Origin of the sequence: Pseudoalteromonas marina, from assembly GCF_000238335.3 — a bacterium.
Taxonomy (GTDB): Bacteria; Pseudomonadota; Gammaproteobacteria; order Enterobacterales; family Alteromonadaceae; genus Pseudoalteromonas; species Pseudoalteromonas marina.
The window spans coordinates 387,312-404,647 of sequence record NZ_AHCB03000005.1 but is presented as its reverse complement, the minus strand read 5'-3'; the positions used below and the strand labels follow the sequence as shown (position 1 = coordinate 404,647).

At 41.2% G+C, this 17,336-nt stretch carries 13 protein-coding genes; 6 read left to right on the top strand and 7 right to left on the bottom strand.

Annotated elements, in window-relative coordinates; translation table 11 throughout:
* Positions 1–41 precede the first annotated feature (41 nt).
* Positions 42–1,277 carry a TMEM143 family protein gene (locus tag PMAN_RS01905; protein ID WP_010555756.1) on the top strand — a complete coding sequence of 412 codons (1,236 nt, stop codon included), beginning with the start codon at positions 42–44 and terminating at the stop codon, positions 1,275–1,277.
* 78 nt (positions 1,278–1,355) lie between these two features.
* Here the strand turns inward: PMAN_RS01905 and PMAN_RS01900 are convergent, their stop codons facing one another.
* The 5 genes from PMAN_RS01900 to PMAN_RS01880 all read right to left on the bottom strand — a co-directional run bounded on the left by PMAN_RS01900 (position 1,356) and on the right by PMAN_RS01880 (position 8,376).
* Entirely contained in the window at positions 1,356–4,493 is a 3,138-nt protein-coding gene (locus PMAN_RS01900; RefSeq protein WP_010555755.1) for an efflux RND transporter permease subunit, read from the bottom strand.
* 8 nt (positions 4,494–4,501) lie between these two features.
* On the bottom strand, positions 4,502–5,761 hold the full coding sequence (locus tag PMAN_RS01895) for an efflux RND transporter periplasmic adaptor subunit (protein ID WP_010555754.1): 1,260 nt from the start codon (positions 5,759–5,761) through the stop codon (positions 4,502–4,504).
* Entirely contained in the window at positions 5,758–7,020 is a 1,263-nt protein-coding gene (locus PMAN_RS01890) for a TolC family protein (protein WP_010555753.1), read from the bottom strand. Before PMAN_RS01890 ends, PMAN_RS01895 begins: the two co-directional genes overlap by 4 nt.
* A gap of 148 nt (positions 7,021–7,168) precedes the next feature.
* A complete protein-coding gene (locus PMAN_RS01885; RefSeq protein ID WP_010555752.1) occupies positions 7,169–7,477 on the bottom strand; it encodes a hypothetical protein in 309 nt (102 codons plus the stop codon).
* Between the two features lie 80 nt (positions 7,478–7,557).
* Positions 7,558–8,376, bottom strand: a complete 819-nt coding sequence (locus PMAN_RS01880) for a helix-turn-helix transcriptional regulator (RefSeq protein WP_010555751.1) — start codon at positions 8,374–8,376, stop codon at positions 7,558–7,560.
* A gap of 112 nt (positions 8,377–8,488) precedes the next feature.
* Here PMAN_RS01880 and PMAN_RS01875 point away from each other — a divergent pair, with 112 nt between their 5' ends.
* A complete protein-coding gene (locus tag PMAN_RS01875; protein ID WP_010555750.1) occupies positions 8,489–11,590 on the top strand; it encodes a beta-galactosidase in 3,102 nt (1,033 codons plus the stop codon).
* A 71-nt stretch (positions 11,591–11,661) separates the two neighbouring features.
* Here PMAN_RS01875 and PMAN_RS01870 read toward each other — a convergent pair whose 3' ends face one another.
* Positions 11,662–12,807 carry an iron-containing alcohol dehydrogenase gene (locus tag PMAN_RS01870; RefSeq protein ID WP_008128900.1) on the bottom strand — a complete coding sequence of 382 codons (1,146 nt, stop codon included), beginning with the start codon at positions 12,805–12,807 and terminating at the stop codon, positions 11,662–11,664.
* Positions 12,808–13,257: 450 nt separating this feature from the next.
* On the opposite strand from PMAN_RS01870, the gene PMAN_RS01865 reads away from it, so the two are divergent.
* Complete coding sequence (locus PMAN_RS01865) at positions 13,258–14,142, top strand: AraC family transcriptional regulator (protein WP_008128897.1); 885 nt, start codon at positions 13,258–13,260, stop codon at positions 14,140–14,142.
* Positions 14,143–14,193: 51 nt separating this feature from the next.
* Positions 14,194–15,819, top strand: a complete 1,626-nt coding sequence (locus PMAN_RS01860; RefSeq protein ID WP_010555749.1) for a sensor domain-containing diguanylate cyclase — start codon at positions 14,194–14,196, stop codon at positions 15,817–15,819.
* A gap of 53 nt (positions 15,820–15,872) precedes the next feature.
* Here PMAN_RS01860 and PMAN_RS01855 read toward each other — a convergent pair whose 3' ends face one another.
* Positions 15,873–16,292, bottom strand: a complete 420-nt coding sequence (locus tag PMAN_RS01855; RefSeq protein WP_006791832.1) for a VOC family protein — start codon at positions 16,290–16,292, stop codon at positions 15,873–15,875.
* A 195-nt stretch (positions 16,293–16,487) separates the two neighbouring features.
* Between PMAN_RS01855 and PMAN_RS01850 the strand changes: the two genes are divergently transcribed.
* Positions 16,488–16,856, top strand: a complete 369-nt coding sequence (locus PMAN_RS01850) for a hypothetical protein (RefSeq protein ID WP_010555748.1) — start codon at positions 16,488–16,490, stop codon at positions 16,854–16,856.
* The gene (locus tag PMAN_RS01845; protein WP_010555747.1) at positions 16,853–17,230 is read left to right on the top strand and encodes a hypothetical protein; all 378 of its coding nucleotides are present in this window, start codon (positions 16,853–16,855) and stop codon (positions 17,228–17,230) included. Before PMAN_RS01850 ends, PMAN_RS01845 begins: the two co-directional genes overlap by 4 nt.
* Positions 17,231–17,336: the final 106 nt, after the last annotated feature.

Below are 17,336 nucleotides of genomic sequence, written 5' to 3'. Positions count from 1 at the left end.
TGCCAATGCAGTTAAATACCTACCAAAGCAGTTAAAAATTTATGCAAAATGCGCGTTTTATCCCCTTTCGTAAGCAAGATATTATTGAAATGTGTAGCAATGAACTTGAGAGTAATACACAAAAAACCTCGTTTAAACAGTTTTGTGACCTACTTGCTAGCCTTATTCATTATGATTATCACGAAACGCTTGAGTCGCTAAAAAATAACTATGCGCCCTTTGATCCTAATAGCGATACACGCTCTTTAGCGCCTGTATCAAGCGACCAAAAAGCGCAGTGCCAACGCGAATTTGCCAAAGACTTTGCTAAGGTTTTAAATGCCGCTAATTTTGAAGTCATTACCAACGAAGATTTACAAGATGCTTTAAATGAGGAGTCATTATTTAAAGTACGTCTTGAGGTAGAGTTTGACGACTTTGAAGAAGTTGTTTTTTATCGCCGTGGCGAATCACAACTTACTGAAACAATAACCAGCTTTTGGGGCCTACGTAAAAAGCCGCTGCACTTTACCAATTACGACCGCGTTGCGGTGTTTATTCGTTTTAAAGATAAAGCCTACTTTGAGGCTAAAAATAAAACGCCTTTAGGGTTTGAGCCAAGCTCGACCATAGTTAAGCTATTTCAAAATGTACCCAAAGCCGATCTTGAAATGCTATTTCCTAATAGCGAAGTACGCATGCGCCCTATAGATAAAGTAATTATTGGCTCGTCTGCTTTAGTGGGTGGTGCTGTAGTATTAATTACAAAGCTAGGCGCATCAATTTTATTATTGTTTGCTTTGATTGCTTTTTGGGGTGGCTTTAGAAGTGAGGCCGTAGAAATGACCCAACAACACTTTATTACCTTTGCTATTGGCATGGGGGTTTTTGGCAGCTTTATTTTTAAAGAATGGAGTAAATTTAAAAACCGTAAAATTAAATTTATGAAAGCGCTAAGCGATAACCTCTACTTTAAAAACCTCGATAACAACGCCGGTGTTTTTCACACTCTTATTGACGCCGCCGAAGAAGAAGACATAAAAGAAGCCCTGCTGGCCTATACATTTTTACTAAAATCAGAAAGTGGCCTGAGCGCACAAATCCTTGATGAGCAAATAGAGGCATGGTTTAAATCAAAGTATAAATGCGAACTCGACTTTGAAATTAGCGATGCGCTTGAAAAGCTCACTCGAATGCGTTTAGTAACCTGCACTAACAATTTGTATAGTGCAATAAATTTAAATCATGCAAAAACTATTTTGGATGAGCGCTGGGATAACCTGTTTCAATATAATTAATCTGCAATGTTTACCTAACAACAAAAAAGCAGCTGTAATTACAGCTGCTTTTTACATTACTTAACAAGATGTAATTAGCTAAGCAGCTTGATGCCTAGTAAATTTTGCATGCACTAATTTATAAAGCGCAGGCAATATTAATAGCGTTAGTAGAGTTGATGAAATAATCCCACCAACCACAACCGTTGCCAGCGGCCTTTGTAGCTCAGCGCCGGTGCCTGTATTTAGCGCCATAGGAATAAACCCTAAACTCGCCACTAAAGCCGTCATAAGTACTGGTCGCAGACGCGAAAGCGCACCGGTTTGTATTGCATCTATCAAACAAAGCCCATCGGCTCTTAACTGCTTAATAAACGACAGCATAACCACGCCATTTAATACCGCTACACCACTTAGCGCGATAAACCCCACACCTGCCGATATTGATAACGGCATATCACGTAAAAGCAACGCAAGCACGCCACCTGTCAGAGCAAGTGGTACGCCGCTAAATATTATTAACGAATCACGCAGCGAGTTAAACGCGCTATAAAGCAAGCCAAATATAAGCAATAGAGTAACCGGCACCACCAGCGATAGCCGCTTACTTGCCGATTCTAGCTGCTCAAACGTGCCGCCATATTCAATCCAATAACCACTAGGTAAATTAAGCTCTGAATTCAAAGCAGTTTGCGCATCGCTTACAAAGTTTGCTAAATCGCGCCCTTCTACGTTTGCAGTTACTACAACATTACGCTTACCGCTTTCGCGGTTTATTTGATTAGGCCCTTTATCAATACTAATTTTTGCTACTTCGCCAAGCGGTACAAATGCAAGGTCGGGGTTAGCGCTTTTGGGCACCGCTACAGGCAAACGCGCAAGCTGTGATACATCGCTTGACCAGCGCTCATCTAAACGCACTAATAACGAAAAGCGTTTATCGCCTTCATAAATAAGCCCGGTTTGTACACCGCCTACCGCAGCACTTACACTTTGCTGTATATCAGTTACTGTTAAACCTAACAGCGCCATATGATCGCGAAGCGGCGTTACCGAAAGTGTAGGCAAACCTTGTATTTGCTCAAGGCGTACATCAGTTGCGCCAGTAATGTTTTGCACCAAGGCTGTGGCTTTTTCGCCATACTGTTTTAATGTTGATAAATCATCGCCATAAATACGCACCGCAACGTCGGCGCGCACGCCTGCTATTAACTCGTTAAAACGCATTTCTATAGGTTGTGTAAACTCATAGTTGTTACCTGGTACTTCATTTACTAAATGGCGAATTTGCTTAACCAGCTCTTCTTTACTTAAAGCGGGATTAGGCCATTGTTCGCGCGGCTTTAACATTAAAAAGGTATCGGCAACGTTAGGTGGCATAGGATCGTTTGCTACATCTGGGGTGCCAATTTTTGAAAATACTTTTTCAACTTCAGGTATGTCTAAAATGGCTTGCTCTAGCTCTTTTTGCATTTTTACCGATTGCTCAATACCGGTACCGGTAATACGCAGTGCATGCATGGCTATATCGCCCTCATCAAGCTGCGGTAAAAACTCAGCGCCCATATTTTTAACTTTAAAGCCAAGTGCAATCACTAAAATACCCGCAATACATACCATCACCCACGGTAACTTAAGCGATAGACCAAGTAGCGGTTTATAGCCTTTTTTAATACCGCGCATAACTGCATTTTCGCTTTCACTCACCTTGCCACGTACGAATACCGCAATAGCGGCAGGTACAAAGGTAACGGCAAAAATAAGTGCGCCAACTAATGCAGCAACCACTGTAAACGCCATTGGCTGAAACATTTTGCCCTCAACACCACTTAATGCAAACAGCGGTAAATACACCAGCATAATAATTAAAATCCCAAATACTGCTGGGCTGAACACTTCTTTAGTGGCGGCGGTTACCACACTTAAACGCTCGTTTAGTGTAAGTAGCCTGCCATGCTTATGTTGCGCAAGGCCAAGTTGCCTTAAGCAGTTTTCAACTACAATTACAGCGCCATCAACAATTAAACCAAAGTCGATTGCGCCTAGGCTCATTAAGTTACCCGACACCCTATTACCTACCATACCGGTAATGGCAAATAACATACTAAGCGGAATAACCATGGCCGTAATTAATGCGCCAGTTACATTACCTAATAACAGCAGTAAAATAACAATAACTAGCACAGCCCCTTCGAACAGGTTCGTTTTTACAGTCTCTATGGTTTTATCAACTAGGGTTGTACGGTCATAAACCGCCTCAACCACAACACCTTCAGGCAAGCTTAGCTGTACATCTTTAAGTTTTTCAGCCATGGCTTTTGCCACTACGCGGCTGTTTTCACCAATGAGCATCATGGCGGTGCCAAGCACGGTTTCTTTACCATTATAAGTAGCAGCGCCGGTTCTGAGCTCTTTGCCTAAACGCACGTTCGCCACATCTTTTATGCGAACGGGTGCATCATCGCGCTTAGCAACTACGGTATTGGCTATATCATCAATGGTTTTTAATTGCCCTGGCGAGCGCACTAAATATTGCCCGTCAAAACGCTCTATAAATCCTGCGCCTTGGTTACTGTTATTTAATTTAAGTGCCGTAATTACATCGCTTAGCGTGAGCTTATAAGCCAATAGTTTTTCAGGCATGGGCGCTACTTGGTACTGGCGCTCAAAGCCTCCTTGGCTGTTTATTTCGGTTACGCCTTTTACTTTTAACAGCTGCGGGCGAATAACCCAATCTTGCAGGGTGCGTAAATCTTCTGCGTTAAATGGTGTACCATCGTCTTTTAATGCACCGTTATTTGCATGCACAGAGTAAGTAAAAATCTCCCCTAGCCCGCTGGCAATTGGCCCTAAGTTTGGTTCAATATTGGCTGGTAAATCTGATCTAATACTTTGAATGCGCTCTGATATTTGCTGGCGCGCCCAGTAAATATCGGTGCCTTCATTAAAAATAACGGTAACTTGCGAAAGCCCATAACGCGAAATTGAGCGGGTGTAATCAAGCCTAGGAATACCCGCCATTGCGGTTTCAATTAAATACGTAATGCGCTGCTCGGCTTCAAGCGGGGTAAAGCCCGGCGCTTTGGTATTTATTTGCACTTGCACATTAGTTATATCGGGTACGGCATCAACGGCTAAATTTTGTGTGTTGTATACACCAAACCCAGCAAATAAAAGTGTGAGCGCAAGCACCATCATGCGGCGCTTAACCGCAAACGAAACTATCCAGTTAATCATGTTGCCTCCTAGTGAGAGTGACTTGCGCCGCTTTTTAAAATATCGGCTTTAATTACATAACTATTCTCAGTTACGTACTCACTGTTTGGCGAAAGTCCTTCGAGCACTTCTACCCATTCGCTGTTTTTAGCACCGAGTTTTACTGGGCGTACTTCAAACACATTGCCACTTTTTATAAACACGCTAGGTTTGCCGTTAAATTCCTGAACAGCAATCGCTTTAACGCGAACAGCCGCATCTATTTTTGCAATGCTAATATCACTATTAACATGCATACCAGGTCGCCAATGGCCATCAGGGTTTTTAAGCTCGATTCGCGCACGTGCAATATGCCCGCCACTCATCATTGGGGCTATGTAAAACACCTCACCTTGGGCATTTAAATGATGATGTAAGTCATACACTGTAGCGCTTTGCCCTATGGCAAGCTTTTCAATGTTATCGGGAAAGGCCGACAGCTCAACCCATACGGTTTCAAGGTTTACTATTTGCATTAGCGAGCTACTGGCAAGCTCGCCGCGCTTTAAATATTGCTCGGTAATAACGCCTGTAATTGGGCTTTTTATGGTGTAATTTTGTAGGGTTTCGCGGTTAGTTATACTGGCAAGCTTCTCGCCTTTTTTAACGTTTTGACCAATGCTTACAAAAATATCGTTAACTAAGCCGGTATAAGGCGCCATTACTTCAACGGTGCTCTGCGCAGTGGGTGCTATAACACCAAATAAAGTATCGGTTAGCTCAACGCTACCTGCTTTTGCAATGTCAGTTTTAATCCCCGCGCGTTCAACTGCTTTCTCGCTTAGCGTTGTACGCCCTTCTTCTTGCTCATAATGATAATTTATTTCAGCGCCTTTATAGCGAGCCATTACATCAAGCTTAAAAGAATGCGGCTCGTTTACGCTCACGGTACTTACTAAATAGTCATCTTCAGCTTTAAAGCGAATAAGCTGTGGCTCTTCACCTAAACGCTGCACGTTTATGGTTACCGCTAACTGGTTTATATCAACAGCTTTACCGTTATTAAACCCATATATTCGCAGCTCAGTATTACCGGCAAACTGGGTTAATTTAAGCTCTAAATCAAGGGCGTTATTGGTTAGTAAAAATCCGCCATGCGGGCCTTTTTGTGTGTGTTCGTCTTTATGGCCTTGTTCGTGGCTGTCACCATGACTTTCTTCGTGATTGTCGTCAGATGCCATAGCCATGCTACTCAAAAATGGGAGTGTAAGTAATTGCGTAATTAATAATGCGATAAGAGTTTTATTCATGATTGATGAGCCTCAATTAAAGGTTGGCCAGTTAAACGCTCAAGGGTAAGGAGCACTTGGTATAGCTCGCTATGCGTTGTGATAAGTGCGCGTTTAGAATCAAATAAAGCTTGCTGTGCGTCGAGTAATTGCAATACCGATATTTGCCCTTGTTGATAGCTTTTTAAACTTTGTTTTATGAGCGTTTGCGCTTGTGGAATAACCTGCTGTGTTAAAAGCTGTGCTTGCGCCGCTTTGCCTTGGTAATACGCATAGAGCGTGCGTATTTGCTTACGTAACTGTATACGTAATTGCCCTTGTTGCTCATTAAGTAGCGTAAGCTGATGCTGCGCAGCCTCAATATTCCCGCCATTAGCGTTACTTAATTGCAGCGGCATTGAAAACGAAAAAACCAACGAGCTGGCATCAGTTTGCTGGTTATATCGCACACCACCACCCAAGGTTAAATCGCTTTGACCGCTGGAGCGTTGCAGCGCTAAATTAGCCGTTTTTTGCATATATTGCTGCTGTAGCAGTGCAAATTCAGGCGCTGTATTTACCGCCTCAAGTAACGCCGCCTCACTTTTAATAGCAGCTATTTGTGATAAATCGCCCGCATAGTAATCACTCACTTTCACCTCTTGCCAAAGCTCATTGAGTGCTAAGCGAGAGCGCTCAAATTCACTTTGTAGCATGGCCGTATTTAAATCGACTTGGCTTAATGCATAACGCATGCGGGTTACATCAGCACTTGAGACCGCACCGGCTTTAGCGCGTTTTTCAATTGCGTTGAGTGCCTGCTTAACAGTGTTTTTACGCTCACAGTTTAACGCAATTAACGCCTGAAATTTTAGTACTTGGTAATAACGCTCAGCGGTGGTTGCTAAAAGTGCTAACCGAGTATTTTTATACTCAATTGTTTGCGCTTTTATATTTGCAGTAGCGTAATTAATACGATTTTGGCGTTTATCGCCCAGCTCAATTAACTGGCTTAAAGCCAGCGTGTACTGCGCCCCCGAAAACGCATGAGAGCCATGAGTTCCTAAAAAGTTTTCAGCTTCAAAGCTCAGCTCAGGGTTAGGTGAAAGCGCGGCTTGGCTTTTAAGCGCGGTTAATATTTTTTGATGGTACGGGTAGCGTTTAAGCTGTAAGTTTTGCTGCTCAGTATTTTTAAGCGCTTGCTTTAGCGTTAATACGTTTTGAGGCTCGCTTTTTGCCAAAGCGCTCAGTGTTGGTAATGCACACATTAGCGCCACCAGCATAAGTAGTTTTTTGTTCATATAGCATATCCGTTTTAACAAACAGAGTTGGCTTAATCACTATGCCTATTTTAAAAACAAGCGCGATTAAGCAACCTAAATATGTACATAATTAGCCTTGTAGCGCACAGGCGCAGGCAGTTATATACAAAGTGTTTAAAATTAAAAACTAGCTATAAAAATTGGGTGGCGGAACATCTGGTGGGTAATTTAAACCATTGTAACAAGCATTGTTTGTGGCTTGGCTTTGTTCAGGGCTTATTGAATGATTTATCGTACTGTAGTAACCACAGTGGCAATGCTGATGGGCATGAATTTCGGTAGGTGGTTGCGCGTCTTCATCGTTTGTATCGGCCACAGACTGAACGTGCGAAGCATAATCGACTTCTTCTTGTAAATGATACGCGGCAGCATCACAGCTAATAAAGCTGTGTACAAGCACAAGAAGTATCACGACTAAAAAGTAGTTTGAGCGCATCCATTACCTAAAACTATAAAATGCAATTTAAGAAACCGCACAATACCTTAAATTTATTCAAATGTAGAGAGCCGCCCACGTTATTTTCTAAATTCACTTGGTGACACGCCCACTGATTTTTTAAACCGTTTTGAAAAATTAAATATATTAGGGTATCCCACATAAGCGGCAATATGGGCAACAGGCCAGCGAGTATTTAGTAACAAGTTTTTGGCCCGCTTAATTCGTAAATAAATCAGCTGCTGCATAGGACTTTTACCAAATTGCGCTTGGCATAACCTATGTAAATGCGGTGCTGAGTAATGTACTTGTTCGCACATGGCGTCTATTGTCCAATCAAACTGCAGGCGCTCTTCTACCTCTAAAAACAAACTAGTTAACCGGTTGTGCCCGCCTATTTGCGGCTCGCTTTGCAACGTAGTGTTTAAGTAGTGACTTAAAATAGGCATAACGCCTTCACGTAAAGTAGAGTTACTTTCGCTGTATAAAAACTCCATTGCAAAGTGCAGCGGCTGTAATTTTTGATCATAAAGTACCAGCGCCTCAACTAAGTTTAAGTGTTTCCAACGATTAGTATTTGCAAGGTTTAACCAAATAACATCCCAATGCGCAGCATCAATTTTAACTTCAAAGCCTTGCTTGGCGGGTAACACAATGAGCGTATTCGCTGTCAATGTATATTGGTTATGTTCTGTAACCAACTTTCCTTGACCTGATAACGTATAAAACAGTGTGTGCTCCAAAGGCGATGAGCGCGCAACACAATATCGCCCAGATAAGTTAGAGCACCCAGCTAGCGTAAGTTCCAAATCTGAGGCTTGTGCTAAAGCCGCTACGTCAATAAACCGCTCTATACAAGTAGGGCCAATATCAAGTACATCTACAATGGTGTTGCGCATAATTTAAAATGATAGTTTTGGATAAATAAAAGAGAGCTTTAAGCATAACCGCAACACATTATTTTAGCTATATTTAAGCCACTTTAATTGCCACACATGCAATAGGACACTAATGAACTCACTACAGCACATAATTAACCGTCGCGATTGGGAAAACCCTATTTCGGTGCAAGTTAATCAAGTAAAAACACACAGCCCACTTAATGGTTTTAAAAGCGTTGACCATGCCCGTAGCAACACACAATCACAAAAACAAAGTTTAAACGGCCAATGGGATTTTAAATTATTTGATAAACCCGAAGCGGTTGATGAGTCATTACTAAGTGAGGCACTCGCCAGCGACTGGCAAAGTATTCCTGTGCCTTCGAACTGGCAACTTCATGGCTTTGATAAACCTATTTACTGCAACGTTAAATACCCATTTGCCGTAAACCCGCCATTTGTACCAAGCGATAACCCAACAGGTTGCTACCGCACAGAGTTTACTATTACGGCGGAGCAATTAGCTCAGCGAAACCATATTATTTTTGAAGGCGTAAACTCGGCGTTTCACCTTTGGTGTAACGGACAATGGGTGGGCTACTCGCAAGATAGCCGCTTACCCAGCGAATTTGATTTAAGCGCGCTGTTAGTGGCTGGCACCAACCGCATTGCGGTTATGGTTATCCGCTGGAGCGATGGTAGTTACCTAGAAGATCAAGACATGTGGTGGTTAAGCGGCATATTTCGCGATGTTAATTTACTTACCAAACCGCAACACCAAATACGCGATGTATTTATAACCCCAGATTTAGACGCCTGCTACCGCGATGCCACTTTGCATATAAAAACCGCAATAGATGCGCCAAATAACTACCAAGTAGCCGTACAGGTTTTTGATGGTGAACAAGCACTGTGTGAGCCACACATACAAAGCACTAACAATAAACGCGTTGATGAAAAAGGCGGTTGGAGCGATGTCGTATTTCAAACAATTGATATACAAAACCCTAAAAAATGGACCGCCGAAACCCCAACCTTATACCGCTGTGTTGTAAGCTTACTAGATGAGCAAGGCAATACTATAGACGCAGAAGCCTACAACATTGGCTTTAGAAAAGTAGAAATGCTCAACGGGCAGCTTTGCTTAAACGGCAAACCGCTGCTTATTCGCGGTGTTAATCGCCACGAGCATCACCCAGAAAACGGCCACACGGTGAGCACTGCCGACATGATTGAAGATATTAAGCTGATGAAGCAAAATAACTTTAATGCAGTACGTACCGCTCACTACCCTAACCACCCTCGTTTTTACGAGCTGTGTGACGAGTTAGGTTTATACGTAGTAGACGAAGCCAATATAGAAACTCACGGCATGTTCCCAATGGGTAGGCTTGCAAGCGATCCGCAGTGGGCTGGCGCATTTATGTCGCGCTATACGCAAATGGTTGAGCGCGATAAAAACCACGCCTCTATTATTATTTGGTCATTGGGTAACGAATGCGGGCACGGTGCCAACCACGATGCGATGTACGGCTGGTCAAAAAGCTTTGATCCATCGCGCCCAGTGCAATACGAAGGTGGCGGCGCAAATACTACCGCTACCGACATTATTTGCCCTATGTACGCCCGTGTAGATAGCGACTTGAAAGACGATGCTGTACCTAAATATTCTATTAAAAAATGGTTAAGCCTACCGGGCGAAACGCGTCCGCTTATTTTATGTGAGTACGCCCATGCAATGGGTAACAGCCTAGGTAGCTTTGACGATTACTGGCAAGCATTTAGAGAATACCCGCGTTTACAAGGCGGCTTTATTTGGGACTGGGTAGATCAAGGTTTATCTAAAACTGATGAAAACGGTAAGCATTATTGGGCTTACGGTGGCGACTTTGGTGATGAACTAAACGACCGCCAATTTTGTATAAACGGCTTACTATTTCCAGACCGTACACCGCACCCAAGCCTGTTTGAAGCTAAATACAGCCAGCAACATTTACAATTTACGCTGCGAGAGCAAACTCAAAATCAATACGTCGTTGATGTATTTAGCGATTATGTATTTAGAGTAACCGATAACGAAAAACTGGTTTGGCAGTTAATAGAAAATGGCCAATGTATAGAGCAAGGCGAGCAAATTATTAGTATTGCTCCGCAAAGCACGCAAACGCTAACTGTTAATACAAAAACGGTGTTTAAAGCAGGTGCGGAATATCACCTTAATTTAGATGTAGTACTTATTAACGACTGCAGCTTTGCAAGTGCCGAGCATGTATTAAACACCGAGCAATTTAAGCTTATAAATAGCCAAAGTTTAAGCGCTGATACATTTAAGCCCGCTTTAGTAGCTGCTTCAGCACATGGCACTGTAAATATTAGTGAAACCGATACGAAGATAAGTATTGAAGGCGATACCTTTAAACTTGTGTTTAATAGCCAATCAGGCCTTATTGAGCAATGGCTACACAATCAAACCCAAGTTATTAAAAGCCCATTAGTTGATAATTTTTACCGCGCCCCGCTTGATAACGACATAGGCGTAAGCGAAGTAGATAACCTAGATCCTAATGCATGGGAAGCGCGCTGGCTAAGAGCGGGTATTGGGCAGTGGCAGCGTACATGTCGCTTGTTTGAAGTAGTTCAATCAAACAAAGATATACGTATTAAATGTGTATTTAGTTATGAATTTAATGGCGCAGTACAAGCAAAAACAACTTGGCTTTATACACTTAATAATACAGGTGAAATTAGCTTAAATGTTGATGTACAACTAAACGATACTTTGCCACCCATACCACGCATAGGACTAAGTACAACGCTTAATAAACAAAGCGATACACAAGTAAACTGGCTTGGTTTAGGCCCATTTGAAAACTACCCAGACCGCAAAGCGGCTGCGCGTTTAGGGTATTACAGCGCGCAACATAATGAGCTGCATACACCGTATATATTTCCAACCGATAACGGCGTGCGTAGTGATTGCCAATTACTTAGCATTAATAACTTAACCGTTACTGGTGCGTTTTTATTTGCAGCCAGTGAGTACTCAAAAAGCATGTTAACGCAAGCAAAGCACACCAATGAGCTAGTAGCTGATGATTGCTTACATGTACATATTGACCATCAACATATGGGGGTTGGCGGCGATGACTCGTGGAGCCCAAGTACCCATAAAGAGTATTTACTAGAGCAAAAACAGTACAGTTATTCACTTACCTTTTCTGCTAAAGACTAAAGATTTTTAGTATAAAAAAAGCCGCTAACATAAAAGTTAGCGGCTTTTAGTTTTATAATACTTATAAGTGCTTAAGCAACTGCTTGCTCTAAAATTTCGCGGCTTTCTTTTAGCGTAATTGCTTGGTTTTCACCAAGTGCTAGCATGCCATGCGCTTCAAGTTTACCAATAATATTGTCAATAGCGGCGGCTTTGTCATCGCCATGTTCAGTAAGCACAGTGGCTACATCTAAGCTGTGGTAAAACGCCTCAATTGCTTGAATTGTTTGCTCTGCTAAATCATCAGATTGCGCTAAGCCAAATACGTTTTTACCCATTTGCTCTAGCTTCGCTTTCTTAACGTCAAACTGGTTACGTAGCAAAGAAGGCTGAACAATAGCAAGTGAACGTGCATGGTCAACACCGTAAGCGGCTGTAAGCTCGTGCCCAATCATGTGTGTTGCCCAATCTTGTGAAACGCCTGAACCAATTAAACCATTAAGTGCTTGGTTTGCAGCCCACATTAAGTTTGCACGCCATGCATCGTCTTGGTTTTCAAAGTTATCGCCCAGCGTTTTAAGCGTTCTTAAAAGTGCCTCTGCATAACCTTCTTGTACTAACGCATTTTGTGGGAAAGTTAAGTATTGTTCACAGGTATGTACCCACGCATCAACTAACCCGTTTACAAGTTGGCGCTGCGGTAATGTTTTCATTACATCTGGGTCCATAATCGCAAATTTAGGCAGTACTTCAGGTGATGCAAACGGTAGTTTTTGTTGTGTTGCTTCTTTACTAACAACTGAGTTCTGATTTGATTCAGAGCCCGTTGCAGGTAACGTAAGCACAGCCCCCAGAGGTAAAGCTTTTGTGATTTTGTATTTACCCGTTAATATATCCCAGCCTTCACCGTCGTATAATGCAGCCGCTGCAACATATTTAACGCCATCAATTACAGAGCCTCCGCCTACACCTAATACAAAGTCGATATCTTGTTCTTTACAAATGTTTACGGCTTGATCTAGTACCTCAACAGTTGGATTTGCACCAACGCCCGAAAACTCGACCCAATCAAAACCTTCAAGTGCGGCAACAACTTGGTCGTACACGCCATTCTTTTTGATAGAACCACCGCCGTAAACGACTAATACTTTTTGATCTTTTGCGATCAAATCAGTTAGTGATGCAATTTGCTGTTGGCCGAACTGAATAAGTGTTGGATTTACGTAGCTAAATTTCATTATTTTGCTCCTATGTGACGGTTAAATACTAGGGCGTGTTGATCTTTGCGGATTGAAATTTGTTCAATCTAGGGGCGATTAAATCGCGGCACGAGGTTTGTAACCTAGTGGGCTAAGTAAAAACCGAGTAACAAAGAATTTATCGCCCCTAGGCAGAACCCGAAGGGCAGCGCATGTTTGGCATTTATGCTGCGTTATCGCCTATTTATGGGGAGTAACCACACTTCATAGGCTCTGCCTTGCCTAAAAACCAAACACACTGTTGCAAATTCAACCATCAAAGATCAACACGCCCTAAATAGAGTACTTAGTTACTCACTAAACTAAATTTCAATGAGTGCATATTAGTGGCAAAACAAACATTAAAAAAGCCTAATAAATGCCTAAAGCTTGCCTAATACTGCCAACATTGTTATTTTACGCAAAATTTGTACGACACAAGGTTTTTTAATGCCCACTATAGCCAGCATGTTGCAGCAATACGCCGAACAAAATGATTTGCTCAACTTTGAAGGCGTAACGAAAACGATTATTCCCGGTGTTTATTTTCATCGTGCGAGTAAAAGCTCACCTCGTCAGCCACTCATTTATAACTCTGGTATTATTTTAGTTGGTCAAGGGCATAAAATTATTCATTTTCCTGATCATCAAATAAAATATGGTGCAGGCGACTACCTTGTTTTGGGTGTCCCCGTCCCCCTTGAGTGCGAAGCCTTTACTGATAATGGCCTACCGGTAATGGGCGTAGTAATTGATATAAACCCAGTAACATTGCATAAGTTAGTAAACCAAATGGGCGAATATACCCCGTTTACTTCTGGGCAAATGAGCGGTGTACAATCAGCAAAAATAGATGGTGCTATGGAGCAAGTAACTCACCGTTTATTAAGCGCACTTAATAACCCTTTAGAGGCCGAAATTTTTGGGCAAGACATAATAAAAGAGCTGGTATACCGTGTACTTTGTGGCCCTCAGGGTCATACCTTAATTGGCCTTGCTATGCACGATGGGCACTACGCCCGAATAGCACGAACGCTTTCCACTATGCATAAAAGCTATGCAGATCAAATTACGGTTGAAGGCTTGGCTGAAGAGGTAAATATGAGTGTGTCGTCGTTTCATCGTGCCTTTAAACAAGTGACCTTTGAATCGCCGTTGCAATACTTAAAAAAGGTACGCTTAGCAAAAGCAAAAGAACTCATTACAAATAACGGTAGTAAAGCAAATGAGGCCGCATTAAAGGTAGGTTACACCAGCCCTTCGCAGTTTAGCCGCGAGTTTAAACGCCACTTTAATAAAACGCCAAGCGAGGTCGTACCTCAATTAAATAGCTAAATGAATGGGCTCTGCTAATATAAAATTATGTAGTATTTTTATCTTGCGCCTATGGCTTACAAAAAGTTTAATGCACTTTTCCTACCTAACACTCTTAAAACGCAACTAAAAAGGTATTTGCTGTTAGGTGTTATTTTTGTTTTTTCTAATCTTTTATTTAATAAGTCTGCATTTGCAAATCAACATTGTGAAATTAACCAAATTAGTCCACAAATCACTTCAGTAAACACATTAAATAAACAAACGCCTTTAAGACTAAAAATTCAATCTGGCAGAGTTCAATACTCTGTAAATTGCCAGTTACAGCAAGCTGGTGTTCTTAGCTTTAACCGCTCTACCCTTGAGCGCTTTGAGTGGCGTCAAAACGATGAAATACACAACCCAATTAGATACAACAAACCAGCTTATTTTATCGACTCAGGTGCAACAACCGCCCTATTAACTTTGTATTCTCCAGTCGAGTTTCGCCCGGTATTTAAGTGGCAACCAATGCCTGTATTTATACAAAAAAGCCAACAACAAAACCTAATATTAGGGCTGTTTTACGGCTTGTGTATCACGCTTATATTGTATGTATTAATTATGGGGAGCCGCCTTAACGACGATACCTTTAAGCTCTACAGCTTATACATTTTTTGTATTGGTGGCTTTATTCTTATGCAAGAAGGGCAGCTGTATTTATTTTTAACCTCGCAGCACAGTAGCAGTTTATTTAACATATACCTTTTATTTATTGGCCTATGTGTTCTAAGCGCGACATGGTTTATTTGCGCTCTTTTACAAATCAAAACAAGTTGGCCAAAAGTAGATACTGCCTTAAAGTGTTTAGCTGCAGTTGTCATGTTATTTAGCGTTTTACAAATACTCTTTAAAACCCCTCAAGTATGGGCTCTTTTAAGTAAAGCTACAGGCTATGTAACGCTTTGTATTGTAGGGTGTGTCTTTGTGCTTTCCGCTTTGCAAGCACGCAAAGGCATTCGTGAAGCAACACTGGTGTTTATTGCTCTAAGCTTTGTATTTGTCAGTATGATTTTTAGAATATTATTAATAGACGAAAGTCCATTTATGCGTCGCTACGGGTTAATTATAGCTTTTGCTGTAGAGTCATTTTTACTCGCCGTAGCGGTTTCAAGGCGTATTAGTCGGATGAGGATTGCAAAAAAACGCGCCGAAACCGAAGCCGATTATGATCACCTTTGCGGTATTTTAAACCGCAGAGGGTGGTGCAAAAAATCGGCAGATTTAATAGAGCATCATATAAAAAGTGGCGGTGTGCTCTGTTTAATTTATATAGATTTAGATGACTTTAAACAAATAAATGACACTCACGGCCACGCCGTTGGAGACCAAGCACTGTGTAAAGTTGCTCACCACTTAAAAGCTATTGTGCGCAGTAACGATGCCATAGGGCGTTTAGGAGGTGATGAATTTGTAGTGCTAGCGCACTTTTATACTAAGGCTCAGGTAAGCCCAAAAGTTCACTTTTTAAAAACTGAATTAGCCAAACTCTTTATTGATCATAATACTGAACAATTAGCCATAAAAGCGAGTGTTGGTAGTGCTGTATTTAGTGACCCACCTAGAAATATTGATGAACTTTTAAAAGCTGGCGATACTGCTATGTACCATGAAAAGCTAAAAAGAAAAGCAACACCGCTTACGTTAGTCGATTTATAAAATCGTCAAATTTTACACATAAAAAAACCACTAAAAAGTGGCTTTTATAAAAGTTATACCTTTTTAAATAAAACCTCGGGGTTAACCATGGTCTTCATTTCGAGCACGTTGCCATTAGTATCTTCGATAAAAAATGTTTCTTGCTCAAATTCGTCACCAATGAATCGACGATATGGCTTATCTAGGTATTCTAAGCCAGCATCTTCTATACGTTTTTTTAAATTGTTAAATTCATCTTCAGATAAGTGAATGCCAAAATGAGGAACCGCAACTGCCCCCATATCTACATCATGGCGAACAGTAGGTAATCGTTCAACGCTTTGGTGTAATGTAAGTTCGTTACCCCAAAAGTCGATGTCGACCCAACGACCCTCTTCACTATTACCGGTTTTACAACCGAGTACGTCACAATAAAATGTTTTAGCTACTTCTAAGTCGCCGGCCGGAATTGCCAAATGCAAACAATTAGACATAAATTACCTTTGGTTATTTCTTAATCTTTAATAAGTTTTCTATATTATACATAAATTGTAATTTACATTACACAAAACACTTTTTTTGAGCATATTTAAACCTTACGGTAGCTTTATTTGATCTTTTTAACTATTGACTCGCAATAATAAGCACTGCTTTTAAACATTCCCGAGTTACTTTAAACTAAGCGCCCTATGCTTAAATTCTTCCTCGTAAAATTCATCGCTTTTTTTATTGGCTGCTTACTGTGCTTTGTATTGCACTCTGTATTTAATATACCTGCAGTTATTGCTGCATCTTCAGTAGGGCTTGCGGGCTCATTTATTCCTTTTTCTCAGTTATTTAAAAAACACCCGAGCGCTGCTATCTATGCAGGGAGTTTTGCTGGCATGTGCTCGTCGAGTTTAATTAGCAGCTACTGGGAACTGGGGTTTATTTCACTCATAGGCGCATGTTTGTATGTACTTACTTTAAATTTATTTTCTGGCTTTGGGGGGAAATTAGGAAGTATTGCATTTGTAAGCGTTACTGTATTTGCTCTAGCTAAAGGTTTTTTTTTATGACAATAGAATACCCTGCCATTGCATTTTGCGGCGCTTTACTTACATTTTTACTTGCTAAACATAAGCCTTTTAGCCCTGTTAGCGCCTCTTCCAGCTTATCTATATTTGCTTACTATTTTTTTTATTCTTTTAACTTACAACCCGAGCTTTATAGTGCCATTTTTTTTGGTGGTACGTTTATTGGTATGAGTGCGCCAAAGCGTTTTGGTGTGTATACAATAACCAGTGCAGCAATGATTTTTGCGATCTTATTTGAATATTTAGTTCCTAAAATTAATAATTATGGCGGAGCACTGGGTATTAGTGCTTTTTTATCTGTATGTGCTTGTCATATATTTATTTTATTTGGGGCGCCACGTAGTAAAAAGCGATAAATCGTTTAATCCCTAACAAACTCCACAGATGCAAACGTTCAAAAAACACCCAAAAAACCTGATCCATTGTAAAAAAACGCCCGTAACGTTACGAGATTGTTAATTA

Coding starts and splice junctions, on each gene's coding strand:
- PMAN_RS01905 (WP_010555756.1), top strand. CDS start 42: ATGCAAAATGCGCGTTTTATCCCCTTTCGTAAGCAAGATATTATTGAA.
- PMAN_RS01900 (WP_010555755.1), bottom strand. CDS start 4,493: ATGATTAACTGGATAGTTTCGTTTGCGGTTAAGCGCCGCATGATGGTG.
- PMAN_RS01895 (WP_010555754.1), bottom strand. CDS start 5,761: ATGAATAAAACTCTTATCGCATTATTAATTACGCAATTACTTACACTC.
- PMAN_RS01890 (WP_010555753.1), bottom strand. CDS start 7,020: ATGAACAAAAAACTACTTATGCTGGTGGCGCTAATGTGTGCATTACCA.
- PMAN_RS01885 (WP_010555752.1), bottom strand. CDS start 7,477: ATGCGCTCAAACTACTTTTTAGTCGTGATACTTCTTGTGCTTGTACAC.
- PMAN_RS01880 (WP_010555751.1), bottom strand. CDS start 8,376: ATGCGCAACACCATTGTAGATGTACTTGATATTGGCCCTACTTGTATA.
- PMAN_RS01875 (WP_010555750.1), top strand. CDS start 8,489: ATGAACTCACTACAGCACATAATTAACCGTCGCGATTGGGAAAACCCT.
- PMAN_RS01870 (WP_008128900.1), bottom strand. CDS start 12,807: ATGAAATTTAGCTACGTAAATCCAACACTTATTCAGTTCGGCCAACAG.
- PMAN_RS01865 (WP_008128897.1), top strand. CDS start 13,258: ATGCCCACTATAGCCAGCATGTTGCAGCAATACGCCGAACAAAATGAT.
- PMAN_RS01860 (WP_010555749.1), top strand. CDS start 14,194: ATGGCTTACAAAAAGTTTAATGCACTTTTCCTACCTAACACTCTTAAA.
- PMAN_RS01855 (WP_006791832.1), bottom strand. CDS start 16,292: ATGTCTAATTGTTTGCATTTGGCAATTCCGGCCGGCGACTTAGAAGTA.
- PMAN_RS01850 (WP_010555748.1), top strand. CDS start 16,488: ATGCTTAAATTCTTCCTCGTAAAATTCATCGCTTTTTTTATTGGCTGC.
- PMAN_RS01845 (WP_010555747.1), top strand. CDS start 16,853: ATGACAATAGAATACCCTGCCATTGCATTTTGCGGCGCTTTACTTACA.